General features: G+C 65.7%; 12 protein-coding genes. 5 read left to right on the plus strand and 7 right to left on the minus strand.

Going from position 1 to position 12,260, the window contains the following annotated elements:
* Window positions 1–22: 22 nt before the first annotated feature.
* Window positions 23–985 carry a D-2-hydroxyacid dehydrogenase family protein gene (locus tag CIT40_RS27070; protein ID WP_094893805.1) on the plus strand — a complete coding sequence of 321 codons (963 nt, stop codon included), beginning with the start codon at window positions 23–25 and terminating at the stop codon, window positions 983–985.
* 73 nt (window positions 986–1,058) lie between these two features.
* Here the strand turns inward: CIT40_RS27070 and CIT40_RS27075 are convergent, their stop codons facing one another.
* A complete protein-coding gene (locus CIT40_RS27075; RefSeq protein WP_162307900.1) occupies window positions 1,059–2,249 on the minus strand; it encodes a L,D-transpeptidase family protein in 1,191 nt (396 codons plus the stop codon).
* Between the two features lie 321 nt (window positions 2,250–2,570).
* Between CIT40_RS27075 and CIT40_RS27080 the strand changes: the two genes are divergently transcribed.
* Window positions 2,571–3,401 carry a hypothetical protein gene (locus tag CIT40_RS27080; protein WP_162307696.1) on the plus strand — a complete coding sequence of 277 codons (831 nt, stop codon included), beginning with the start codon at window positions 2,571–2,573 and terminating at the stop codon, window positions 3,399–3,401.
* A gap of 51 nt (window positions 3,402–3,452) precedes the next feature.
* Here the strand turns inward: CIT40_RS27080 and sseA are convergent, their stop codons facing one another.
* From sseA to CIT40_RS27095, 3 genes are all read right to left on the minus strand, one after another.
* The gene (gene sseA / locus CIT40_RS27085; RefSeq protein WP_094893802.1) at window positions 3,453–4,310 is read right to left on the minus strand and encodes a 3-mercaptopyruvate sulfurtransferase; all 858 of its coding nucleotides are present in this window, start codon (window positions 4,308–4,310) and stop codon (window positions 3,453–3,455) included.
* Window positions 4,311–4,406: 96 nt separating this feature from the next.
* Window positions 4,407–4,820 carry a rhodanese-like domain-containing protein gene (locus CIT40_RS27090; protein ID WP_094893801.1) on the minus strand — a complete coding sequence of 138 codons (414 nt, stop codon included), beginning with the start codon at window positions 4,818–4,820 and terminating at the stop codon, window positions 4,407–4,409.
* Between the two features lie 149 nt (window positions 4,821–4,969).
* Window positions 4,970–6,145 carry a vWA domain-containing protein gene (locus CIT40_RS27095; protein WP_094893800.1) on the minus strand — a complete coding sequence of 392 codons (1,176 nt, stop codon included), beginning with the start codon at window positions 6,143–6,145 and terminating at the stop codon, window positions 4,970–4,972.
* Window positions 6,146–6,266: 121 nt separating this feature from the next.
* Here CIT40_RS27095 and CIT40_RS27100 point away from each other — a divergent pair, with 121 nt between their 5' ends.
* Both CIT40_RS27100 and CIT40_RS27105 read left to right on the plus strand, forming a co-directional pair.
* Window positions 6,267–6,512 (plus strand): GlsB/YeaQ/YmgE family stress response membrane protein, encoded by a 246-nt coding sequence (locus CIT40_RS27100; protein ID WP_018318587.1) that lies wholly within the window; start codon window positions 6,267–6,269, stop codon window positions 6,510–6,512.
* A 106-nt stretch (window positions 6,513–6,618) separates the two neighbouring features.
* Window positions 6,619–7,461, plus strand: coding sequence for an AAA family ATPase (locus tag CIT40_RS27105; RefSeq protein WP_027529387.1), 843 nt, complete (start codon window positions 6,619–6,621; stop codon window positions 7,459–7,461).
* Window positions 7,462–7,604: 143 nt separating this feature from the next.
* On the opposite strand, the gene CIT40_RS27110 is transcribed toward CIT40_RS27105, so the two are convergent.
* From CIT40_RS27110 to CIT40_RS27120, 3 genes are all read right to left on the minus strand, one after another.
* Window positions 7,605–9,251 (minus strand): GMC family oxidoreductase, encoded by a 1,647-nt coding sequence (locus CIT40_RS27110; RefSeq protein WP_094893799.1) that lies wholly within the window; start codon window positions 9,249–9,251, stop codon window positions 7,605–7,607.
* 16 nt (window positions 9,252–9,267) lie between these two features.
* Window positions 9,268–9,861 (minus strand): GNAT family N-acetyltransferase, encoded by a 594-nt coding sequence (locus CIT40_RS27115; RefSeq protein WP_094893798.1) that lies wholly within the window; start codon window positions 9,859–9,861, stop codon window positions 9,268–9,270.
* Between the two features lie 117 nt (window positions 9,862–9,978).
* Complete coding sequence (locus CIT40_RS27120) at window positions 9,979–10,905, minus strand: SMP-30/gluconolactonase/LRE family protein (RefSeq protein ID WP_094893797.1); 927 nt, start codon at window positions 10,903–10,905, stop codon at window positions 9,979–9,981.
* Between the two features lie 244 nt (window positions 10,906–11,149).
* On the opposite strand from CIT40_RS27120, the gene CIT40_RS27125 reads away from it, so the two are divergent.
* Window positions 11,150–12,253 carry a mandelate racemase/muconate lactonizing enzyme family protein gene (locus tag CIT40_RS27125; RefSeq protein ID WP_094893796.1) on the plus strand — a complete coding sequence of 368 codons (1,104 nt, stop codon included), beginning with the start codon at window positions 11,150–11,152 and terminating at the stop codon, window positions 12,251–12,253.
* Window positions 12,254–12,260 lie beyond the last annotated feature (7 nt).

Below are 12,260 nucleotides of genomic sequence, written 5' to 3' on the forward strand. Positions count from 1 at the left end.
CTCTGGCCCTGGATGAACGCTGATGAGCCGGCTGCGCTGTGCAATTCTCGACGACTATTTCAACCTCGCGCTCGACGTCGCCGACTGGCAGAAACTGTCCGACCGCCTCGACGTCACCGTGTTCAGCCATCCCTTCGCCTCCGAACAGGCCGCGGCCAGCGCGCTGGCCGATTTCGACATCATCTGCGCGATGCGCGAGCGGACGGCGTTCCCGAAGAGCTTGTTCGAGAGCCTGCCGAAGCTGAAGCTGCTGCTCACGTCGGGCATGCGCAACGCCGCGATCGACATGGAAGCCGCGAAGGCGCGCGGCGTCACCGTCGCAGGCACGCAATATTCGCGCGATCCCACGGCGCCCCTGACCATGGGCTTGATCCTGGAGCTGACCCGGGGCATCGGCCGCGAGAACTCGCGCATGCATGCCGGCGAGCCCTGGCAGACCTTCGCCGGCGTCGAGATCGAGGGCATGACGCTCGGCGTCGTCGGGCTCGGCAAGCTCGGCAGCAGGATGGCCGGGATCGCCAAGGCGTTCGGCATGAATGTGATCGCCTGGAGCCCGAACCTGACGCCGGAGAAATGCGCGGCTGCGGGCGTCGGCTACGCCACCAAGGAGGAGCTGTTCGCCAAGGCCGACATCGTCACCATCCACGTGGTGCTGAGCGAGCGCTCGCGCGGGCTGGTCGGCGCGGCCGATCTGGCGCGGATGAAGCCGACGGCGTTCCTCGTCAACACCGCGCGCGGGCCGATCGTGGACGAGCAGGCGCTGCTGGAAGCGTTGCAGCAGCGCAGGATCGCAGGCGCCGGCTTGGATGTGTTCGCAGTCGAGCCGCTGCCGGTCGACCATCCTTTCCGCAAGCTCGACAACCTCGTGCTCACGCCGCATCTCGGCTACGCCACCGAGGACGGCCTGCGCATCCATTACGGCCAGATGGTCGAGGCGATCGACGCCTTCACCGGAGGCCGCGAGCTGCCGCGCAAGCTGGCCTGAAACGAGGAAGGGCGCGCCGGTGGCACGCCCTTCGCAATTCTGAATTGCAATCTACTGACCTGTCAGTCGAAGCTCAGCGCACGGTGACCGGCGCGGGCAGCGGCGGCACCACGGTCGGCTGCGTGCCCGGGACGGGGCCAGCCTGAGCGGCCATCGGAGCGGGACCTGCGGCAGCGCCCGGCATCGGTGCAGCGGAGGCGGTCGCCGTTCCCGGCGGCGGGCCACCGGGCAGCACCACCACGCGGGTGCCGACCTTGACGCGATCGAACAGGTCCGAGACGTCATCGTTCAGCATGCCGATGCAGCCGGACGAGACGAACTTGCCGATGGTCGAGGGCTGGTTGGTGCCGTGGATGCGGTAGACGGTCGAGCCGAGATACATCGCGCGGGCGCCGAGCGGATTGCCGGGGCCGCCGGCCATGAAGCGCGGCAGATAGGGCTGGCGCTCGATCATCTCGGTCGGCGGATGCCAATCCGGCCACTCGGCCTTGCGGGTGATCTTCTGCACGCCGGTCCAGGTGAAGCCGTCGCGGCCGACGCGGACGCCGTAGCGGATCGCACGGCCACCGCCGAGCACATAATAGAGATAGGTGTTGGGCGTATCGACAACGAGGGTGCCGGCGGGCTCCTTGGTCTGGAACGAGACCTCCTGGCGGCGCAGGTTCGGCGGCAGCTGGGCGGGCGCAGCGTCGGGCTGCTCCTCGGGCGGCAGCGAAGCGACCGTCATCGGCCGGCCATCGGCACCGACGGGCGGCTGTCCAGCCTGCACCGTTCCGGTCGCGGCGGGACCGCCGACGGCTTCCGGCGGACGCATGCCGTCATTGCCGGGGGGGCGATCGGCATAGATCACAGCGGGCGGACCGGCGGGGCGGCCGTAGCGGGGATCGTCGGGCGACATCACCGGCCCTTGCGGCGGCGCGGCCGAATAGACCGGCGGAGCGCCAGCCGGACGGCCATAACGCGGATCATCCGGCGACATCACCGGCCCCTGCGGCGGCGCGGCCGAGTAGACCGGGGGGGCGCCGACCGGGCGGCCGTAACGCGGATCGTCGGCCGGGCCGGGCGGCGGCAGCGACGTGTGCGGCATCGCATCGTCGTCATCGTCCAGCGCGTCGAAATTCGGCGCACGATCGCCGGGCCGATATTCGGCCGGGGCGCCGTAGCTGGGCGCCTGCTGGATCGGATAGCTCTGAGCCTGCGCGAGCGAGGTTCCCGCCGCAGCGACTGTTGCGGCAGCGCATATCGTCAGAAAATGTTTGATCATCATCGCTCTTGTAGTGTCCCCGGGCCCGTCAGGACCGATCACGGCCAGATGGCCGAAGATAGCGGCACATTCAAGACATATCAGGCTTATTTGCGCCGGACTTGCCGATTTGTGATCCGCAAGACTACCGTTGCCCCGTTGCATCACGGGGCGGAAATCAACTCATGCCGTCAATTGCCGCAGTCTTTGCCTCCGAATTTAAGGGAATGGCTCGGAATCGTTGCGGTATGTTCGAATCAGCCTGATTCGCCGCCGATTTGAGCACCAGATCCCCGCGTGGCGAACGCGGCAAACAGTACCGTCACCGCGTTCAGATGGCTCATGGGCCCTGGCACCTTCGCCGCCGGGGCGGAAATTCGCAATCCTTCGATGCTTCCCGGCTTTCGCTTCCTGTTTGCCGCGATCCTGCTCTCAACCTCCATCCTGGTGTTCGGCCTGGGCGCCGCCGCACTGCTGCGGGCGAGCCACGAGCAGTATGCCAACAACGCGTCCTGGCTGAACGGCCCGCAGGAGCAGAGGTTCGCCCAGGCTCCCGAGCCGGCCCAGCCGGTGCTTGCGGTTTTGCGAGCGGAGCCGGAAGCGGCCGAGCCCGAGCCGTCGCTGCGCGACCAGGTGCCGACCATCGGACTGCCCGGAAGCGAGCCGGAGCAGATCGCCGCGCTGACGACCGAGGCTCAGCCTCCGGCCGCCACACCTCCGGCTGACGTCCCGGTCGCCGAACCGGCCAACGCCGAGACAACGAAAACCGAGACAACGCAGGCCGAGACAGCGACGGAGGCCGCAGCACCGGCGCCCGCCGATACGCTCACCCCGGCCGACACCACGGCATCGATCCCCGCGCCCGGGCCTGCCGCAACCACCAGCGAGCCGGCGCCAGCGGACAGTGCAGCGCTGGCTACCTCCGCACTCGACGCCGCCTCGGCCAAGCTCGCGGCCCTGAACGAGCCGGCGGCGACGGCCGCGAAGGATACGCCGCCGAAGGCCAAGACCGAGAGCAAGACCAAGGCCGACGACAAGGCGACCAAGCGCAAGGCGAAGGCCAGGAAGCGGCATCGCGTGGTGCGACGTCCGCCACCTCAGCAGTTGCAGCAGCAGCTCGATCCGTTCGGCCAGCCGCAGACCTTCGGGACGACGACCACGCGCACGCGGTGACGTTCATCTCTCCCCGCAAGCGGGGCGAGGGAGCACACTTTCGCAGTGGCGTTACGCCGGCCCGGTCGCGATGGCGGGGCCGCCCTCCTGGCCCCATTCCGACCAGGAGCCGTCATAGAGCGCGGTGTCGGTAATCCCCAAGCGATACAGCGCGAGCGTCAACACACCGGCCGACACGCCCGAGCCGCAGCTCGTCACGATCGGCGCATCGAGCTTGACGCCGGCACCCGTGAAGGCAGCGCGCAAGTCGTCGAGCGGCTTCATCTCGCCGGTCGCGGCGTCGAACAGCTGATTGTAGGGCACGTTGCGGGCGCCGGGGATGTGACCGGAGCGAATGCCGGCCCGGGGCTCGGGCGCGCGGCCCTCGAAGCGGTCGGCGGCACGAGCGTCGATCACCTGCTCGGCACGGCTTTCGACATTGGCGATCAGCTGCTGCATGCTGCGCACGCGGTTTGAATCATAGCTCGCCTTGAAGCTCGCGGGTTTCGGCTTCACCTCACCGCTCTCGACCGCCCGCCCTTCGGCGCGCCACTTCTTCAAGCCGCCGTTGAGGATGCGCACGTTGGTATGGCCGAAGGCCAGGAACATCCACCACGCGCGGGGCGCGGCGACCCAGCCGCCGGCATCGTAGAGCACGACGGTGTCGGCGTTGGAGATGCCGAGACCACCGATGTCACGGCCAAACTGCTCGGCGCTCGGGTACATGTGCGGCAGCGGATTGGAATGATCCGACACCGCATCGACGTCGAAGAACACCGCGCCCGGCAGATGCGCGGCGAGATAGTCGTCCTTTGGCAGCGGCAGCACGCCGGGGAGCTTGAAGCTGGCGTCGAGGATCTTGACGTTGGAATCGTTGATATGGGCGGCGAGCCATTCGGTGGAGACGAGGGGGTCTGTGGCGGTGGTCATGCTTCTGTACTCTCCAATCGTCATTGCCCAGCTTGACCCGGCAATCCATCCTTCTTGAGATGATGGACACGCGGGTCAAGCCCGCGTGTGACGAGTTTACCCCTTCTTCTTCGGCTCCCACTTCTCCGTCGGCCCGCCGGCATCGCGCCAGGCGGCGTAGCCGCCGGCGATGTGGGCGACGGGCTTCAGGCCCATGTCCTGCGCGGTCTTGGCGGCGAGCGCGGAGCGCAGGCCGCCGGCGCAGTGGAACACGAACTTCTTGTCCTCCTGGAACACCGGCTTGGCATAGGGGCTCTGCGGATCGATCCAGAATTCCAGCATACCGCGGGTGCAGGCGAACGCGCCGGGGATGCGGCCGTCGCGCTCGATCTCGCGGGGGTCGCGGATGTCGACGATGACGACGTCGCCGTTCTTGGAGATCTCGATGGCGTCCCTGGCGTTGAGCGTCTCGATCTCGGCATTGGCCTCGTCGATCAGCGCCTTGATGCCGCGGGTGATGTTTTGGGGCATTGGGTCTTCCCTTCTCTTTCGTCATTCCGAGGCGATGCACAGCATGGAACTATGGTGCGCAATTGCGCAACAGAGAATCCATTTATCTGCACGTACCGCGGCCCGATGGATTCCGGGTTCGCCCTTCGGGCGCCCCGGAATGACAGGGGCTAGTGCGTCAATTCCTTCATCGCGCCTTCCAGACCCTCGATCGTGATCGGATACATCCGGTTCGCGAAGATGCGTTTGATGATGGTAGTGGATTCCGAATAATCCCAGTGCTTCTGCGCGACCGGATTCAGCCATACCGCATGCGGATAGGTGCGGATGATGCGGTCGAGCCAGACCGAGCCGGGCTCCTCGTTGACGTGCTCGACCGAGCCGCCGGGCACCATGATCTCGTAAGGCGACATCGAGGCGTCGCCGACGAACACGATCTTGTAGTCGTGCGGATACTTATGCAGCACGTCCCAGGTCGGGGTGCGGTCGGTGAAGCGGCGCTTGTTCTGCTTCCACACGCCTTCATAGAGGCAGTTGTGGAAGTAGAAATACTCCATGTGCTTGAACTCGCTCTTCGCCGCCGAGAACAGCTCCTCGACCTGCTCGATATGCATGTCCATGGAGCCGCCGATGTCGAAGAACACGAGCAGCTTCACCGCGTTGCGGCGCTCGGGGCGCATGTGCACGTCGAGATAGCCGTGATTGGCGGTTTCGCGGATGGTGGTGTCGAGATCGAGTTCGTCGGGCGCGCCGGTGCGCGCGAATTTTCGCAGGCGGCGCAGCGCCACCTTGATGTTGCGGATGCCGAGCTCGACATTGCCGTCGAGATCCTTGAACTCGCGCTTGTCCCACACCTTCACGGCGCGGTTGTTGCGGTTCTTCTCCTGGCCGATACGGACGCCCTCGGGATTGTAGCCGTGGGCGCCGAACGGCGAGGTGCCGGCGGTGCCGATCCACTTCGAGCCGCCCTGGTGGCGGCCCTTCTGCTCCTCGAGGCGCTTCTTCAGGGTTTCCATGAGCTTGTCCCAGCCCATGGCCTCGATCTGCTTCTTCTCTTCCTCGCTGAGATACTTCTCGGCGAGCTTCTTCAGCCACTCCTCGGGGATCTCCGCCTTCTCCATGGCGTCGAGCAGGTTTTCCAGCCCCTTGAACACCGTGCCGAAGACGCGGTCGAACTTGTCGAGGTTGCGCTCGTCCTTCACCAGCGAGGTGCGCGACAGATAGTAGAAATTCTCGACCGAATAGTCCGACAGGTCGGCGTCGAGCGCCTCCATCAGAGTGAGGTATTCGCGCAGCGTCACGGGGACCTGCGCATCGCGCAGAGAGGTGAAGAATTGCAGGAACATGGGTGACAGATTGCCCGTCGGGGGACGAACGTCAAGGGGCGGAGACCGCCGCGGGGCGCTGGACCGGGAAGCTTTTTGCTCTAGAATTGGGCCCTCACGGGGTTGTTTGGGGACGTTTGCAATGGGAATTGTCGCAGCACTCATCATCGGCGCGATCGCAGGCTGGCTTGCGGGCAAGATTGTCCACGGGGCGGGATTTGGACTGATCGGCAACATCGTCGTCGGCATCATCGGCGCGCTGGTCGCAAGCTGGGTGCTGCCCCAGCTGCACATCCAGCTGGCAACGGGCACGGTCGGCGCGATCGTAGACGCCACGATCGGCGCGGTGATTGTGCTCGTCATCCTTTCGCTGATAAAACGGGTCTGAAAGCCTGACTGAACCAGGAACGGCCGCCGTGCGCGGCCGTTCCGTTGTCGCGACCGGGGCCGCCCCTCGCGCCGACGATTACCCAAGGACACGCCAAGGACACGCAATGAAATTTACCGGCACCAAGGACTATGTTGCGACCGACGATCTCAAGGTCGCCGTCAATGCCTCGATCGTGCTGGAGCGCCCGCTGCTCATCAAGGGCGAGCCCGGCACCGGCAAGACGGTGCTGGCCGAGGAAGTGGCGAAGGCGCTGAACGCGCCGCTTCTGACCTGGCACATCAAGTCCACCACCAAGGCGCAGCAGGGCCTCTATGAATACGACGCGGTGTCGCGCCTGCGCGACAGCCAGCTCGGCGATGCCAGGGTCTCGGACATCAAGAACTACATCAAGCGCGGCAAGCTGTGGGACGCCTTCGCGGCCGAGCAGCGCCCGGTGCTGCTGATCGACGAGATCGACAAGGCCGACATCGAATTCCCGAACGATCTGCTACTCGAGCTCGACCGCATGGAATTCCATGTCTACGAGACCGGCGAGACGATCAAGGCCAAGCAGCGCCCGATCATGATGATCACCTCCAACAACGAGAAGGAGCTGCCGGACGCCTTCCTGCGCCGCTGCTTCTTCCACTACATCAAGTTCCCCGACGCCGACACGATGGGCCGCATCGTCGACGTCCACTTCCCCGGCATCAAGAAGCGCCTGGTGGAAGAGGCGCTGCGCATCTTCTTCGAGGTGCGCGAAGTGCCCGGGCTGAAGAAGAAGCCGTCGACCTCGGAGCTTCTGGACTGGCTGAAGCTGCTGCTCAACGAAGACATGAGCGTCGAGCAACTGCGCGAACGCGACCCGCGCAAACTGATCCCGCCGCTGCACGGCGCGCTGCTCAAGAATGAGCAGGACGTGCACCTGTTCGAGCGGCTGGCGTTTTTGAGCCGACGGGAAGTGTGAGGCTCGTGTCCCGGACGCGCTGCAGCGTGTAACGCTGCTGCGCAGAGCCGGGACCCAGACATCACGTGGAGATCGTGGAAAGATGGGCCCCGGCTATGCAGCGCACCGCCGAAGAGGCGCTGCGTCCGGGGCACGAGACCACCCTACGCCACCGCTGTATCCGGAATCCTTGCGGCCTCCATCGGCGTCTTGCCGCGGATCAGGTCTGAGGCACGATCGGCGATCATCATGGTCGAGGCATTCAGGTTCGCCGAAATCATGCGCGGCATCACCGAGGCGTCGATCACGCGCAATCCCTCCAACCCGTGGACGCGGAGTTGGTCGTCGACGACTGCCCAGCTCGAATCCGCCGGGCCCATGCGGCAAGTGCAGCCGGGATGGAACGTGGTGGTGCCGCGTTCGGTGGCGGCGGCGAGGAATTCGTCGTCGGTGTTGATGTTCGGGCCCGGGAAATCCTCATAGGCGTAATAGGGCGACAGCGGCGCAGACTTCAGCAGCCTGCGCGCCAGCTTCATGCCGCCGACGATGACACGGCGGTCGAGCTCGGCGTCGAGATAATTGGTCTGGATGATCGGCGGCGCGAAGGGATCACTGGAGCGGATGCGGACATAGCCGCGACTCTCGGGGCGCTGCTGCCAGGACGCGACCGTCATGCCCGGCTCGTCCTCGAGCTGGCCCTGCACGCCTTCCTTGTAGGACGCGGGGGTGAAGGTGAGCTGCAGATCGGAGGAGTCCGCGCTCTCGCCGGAGTGCCAGAAGCAATAGACCATGGTCGGCGACAGCGAGAGCAGGCCGCGGCGCGCGGTCGCCCATTTCAGCGCCTCGATCCACAGCGAGACGCCGCGGCGAAGCTCGTTGATGGTCTTGATGTCCTTGACCCGCGCCACCGTGCGCGGGGCGTAATGGTCCTGCAGGCCTTCGCCGACGGGAAGCGCATGACGCACGGCGATGCCGTGTTGCTGCAGCAGGTCGGGCGAGCCGATGCCGGAGAGCTGGAGCAGCTGCGGCGAATTATAGGTGCCGCCGGACAGGATCACTTCCTTGTTGGCGCGCACTTCGATCGGCGTGCCGCCGCGGCCGCCCTTGGTGTAGCGCACGCCGACGGCACGCTTGCCTTCGAAGATGATCTCGGTGGCATGCGCATGCGTGTGCACATGCACGTTCGGCCGCTTCATCGCGGGCTTGAGGAACGCGGTCGAACCGGAAACGCGCAAGCCCTTGTCGATGGTGCGCTGGCAGTAGGAGACGCCCTCTTGTATGGCGCCGTTGTAATCGGGATTGCGGGGAATGCCGAGCGACATCGCGCCTTCCATGAAGGCTTCGCAGAGCGGATCGCGCCAGTCCATGGTGGTGACGGTGAGCTTGCCGTCGCGGCCGCGGAAGGTGTCGTCGCCCTCGCCGACCCGCTTCTCCAGCCGCCGGAAGTAGGGCAGCACGTCGGCATAGCCCCAGCCGCGATTGCCCATCTGCGCCCAGGTGTCGAAATCCATCCGTTGGCCGCGGTTGTAGATGTGGCCGTTGATCGAGGAGGAGCCGCCGAGCGTCTTGCCGCGCGGCGCGTAGATGCTGCGCCCGCCGGTCCAGGGACCCGGCTCCTGCTGATAGGCCCAGTTGATGCTCTTCATGTGGAAGGTCTTGATGAAGCCCGCCGGCAGATGGATGTAGGGATGCCAGTCGGATGGGCCGGCTTCGAGCACGCAGACGCTGGTGTTGGGGTCCTCGCTCAGCCGGCTGGTGAGCACGCATCCGGCAGAGCCCGCGCCGATGATCACATAATCAAATCTGTCCATGATGCCTCGGCGCCGCTCAGCGCGGCTTTTCGTTGAGTTGATAATTCAGATGCGTCCGCACCGTCGGCCATTCGGCCGCGGTGATGCTGTAGACCACGGTGTCGCGCAGCGTACCGTTCGGCGCGACCTGGTGGCTGCGCAGGATTCCGTCCTGCTTGGCGCCGAGGCGCTCGATGGCATTGCGGCTCTGGTGATTGAAAAAGTGGGTGCGGAATTCCACCGCGATGCAGTTCAGGGTCTCGAAGGCATGGGTGAGCAGCAGCAGCTTGCACTGGGTGTTGAGCGGGCCGCGCTGCGCGCTCTTGCCGTACCAGGTCGAGCCGATCTCGACCCGCCGGTTGGCGGCATCGATGTTCATGTAGGTCGTCTGTCCCACGATCTTGCCGCCGGCATCGAACACGGTGAACGGCAGCATCGAGCCAGCTGCCTGCAGTCCCAGGCGGCGGTCGATCTCCTTGGCAACGTTCTCCGGCGTCGGGATCAGGGTGTACCAGATCTTGTAGATCTCGCCGTCCTTCACGGCCTCCACCAGCCCCTCGCGATGCTGCTGCGACAGCGGCTCGAGACGGGCGTGCTGTCCACGCAGGGTGATGGGATCGGGCCAGGGCATTTGATACTCTCTCTTTTGTCATTGCGAGGAGCGAAGCGAAGAAGCAATCCAGACCGTCACCGCGGAGGCATTCCTGGATTGCTTCGCTTCGCTCGCAATGACGGTCACTAGCACCGTTTACTTGTTTAGGAAATTGAGCGGCAATCCGCCGCGCGGCCAGTCCATGGCGACCAGCTCGCCCTTGCCTGATAACGTGATGTACGCCGTCTTGAGCTCGGGGCCGCCGAAGGCGATGTTGGTGGTGACGCGGTCGCCGGTCGGGATCTGCTCGACCAGAGCGCCGTCCGGCGCGATCACCGAGATGCAGCCGGAGACGAGGGTGGCGACGCAGACATTGCCGCCAGCTTCCACCGCGAGCGAGTCGAACATCTGGTAGCCGCCAAGGCCGCAGATCGGTTTTCCCCGCTCGCCACGATAGATCACGTCGCGCGGCTTCAGCGTACCCGGCGCCGAGAGCTCGTAGGCCCAGAGCCGGCCGGTCGGCGTCTCCGCGATGTAGACGGTATTCTCATCCGGCGACAGCCCGATGCCGTTGGCCGGCAGGATGCCGTGCACGACCTCGACCAGCTCACTCATGCCGGGCTTGAGATAGTACATGCCACCGACATCCATCTCCCGCGCGCGGCGCTTGCCGAGATCGGAGAACCAGAGTCCGCCCTGCTTGTCGAACACCAGATCGTTCGGCCCGCGCAGATCGTGCTCGCCGCATTTGGTGACGACGGTCTCGACCTTGCCGGTCTGCAGGTCGACGCGCTGGATCGAGCCGCCGAGATAATCGTCGGGCTGCGGGCCCGGCATGATCATGTTGCGTGTCGGGATCCAGGAGAAGCCGCCATTGTTGCAGATGTAGATCTTGCCGTCGGGACCGAGAGCTGCGCCGTTCGGGCCGCCCGGAATTTTCGCGACGATTTCCTTGCGGCCGTCGGGGTAAACGCGCGTCAGGCGCTGGCCGCGGATTTCCACCAGCACAACCGAACCATCCGGCATCACGACCGGCCCTTCGGGAAATTCGAGGTCGGTGGCGAGAACGCGAACGTTGGACATTGGAGACCCTCCCGGCTGCTTGTTATGGCTTGCGCGGGATGTCCGGCACGGGCCCGCACGCAAGATTTGCCCGCGGTTATGGCAAAGCCGCCTCGACTTGCCAAGCAAGCGGGATGGTATGCCAGCGTTGCGCGCATTCCTTCGGCGCCGCGACACGACTGCGCTGAACGCCACTGGCAACGCGCCGGCGTTCGTGGCTACACTCCGCAGAACCGCTCACCAGAAAGCCCGGAGGAACCGCGCCATGGAAATCACCGATGTGCGGGCGCATCATATCCGCATCCCCTATGATGCCGGCGTCGCGAGCTTCCGCCAGGGCGCGTCCGCGATCTCCGCGCTCGACATGGTGCTGGTCGAGGTGACCACCGACGCCGGGCTGACCGGCTGGGGCGACGCCTTCGCCTATGTCTGCCCGCGCACCACGCGCAGCGCCGTCGAGGAGATGATCGCACCGCAGGCCCGCGGGCTGAAGGTGCCCGATGCGGCCGGCATCCCCGGCGTCATGGAGCAGATCCAGCGCAATTTGCATCTGTTCGGCCGCTACGGCATCACCATGTTCGCAGTCTCGGGGCTCGACATCGCGCTTTGGGACCTTGCTGCCAAGATCGAGGGCGTGCCCGTGCATCGCCTGCTCGGAGAAACCAGGCGCACGGCCATTCCGGCCTATGCGAGCCTGCTGCGGATCGGTTCGCCCGAGAATATCGCCAGCGAATGCAGCAAGGCGCTTGCGCTCGGCTATGGCGCGATCAAGCTGCACGAGACCACGGCGCCTGCGGTGTTCGCCGCACGGAAGGCGATCGGGCCGGCCATTCCGCTGATGGTCGACATGAACTGCCCCCTGACGGCCGAGCAGGCGATCGCATTCGCGATCACGTGTCGCGACGCGCGACCGATGTTCCTGGAGGAGCCGGTGTGGCCGCCGGAGGATTTCGCTGGGCTCGCCGAGGTGCGCAGCAAAGGCGGGCTTGGGATTGCCGCCGGCGAGAATGCCTGCACGGAATATCAATTCCGCCAGATGATGGAAGCCGGCGCGGTGAGCCACGCCCAGCCATCGGTGATTAAGGTCGGCGGCATCACGGAGTTTCTGAAGATCACAGCGCTGGCCGACCGGCTCGGCGTCAAGATCGTTCCGCACTCCCCGTATTTCGGCCCGGGCCTGCTCGCGACGCTGCATCTGCTTGCGACACGCGACGATGGTCTCGTCGAGCTGTTCTATCTGAAACGCGAAGCCTGCCTCTGGGGCGGCCGCGCGGACAGCGATGCCACCGGCCATGTCGCGGTGCCCTCGGGCGTGGGGCTCGGCTATGAGCCAGATCGGGAGGTGATGGAGCGATATCGCGTGACGTGACCGGCGG

The sequence above is a fragment of the Bradyrhizobium amphicarpaeae genome (assembly GCF_002266435.3).
Lineage (GTDB): Bacteria > Pseudomonadota > Alphaproteobacteria > Rhizobiales > Xanthobacteraceae > Bradyrhizobium > Bradyrhizobium amphicarpaeae.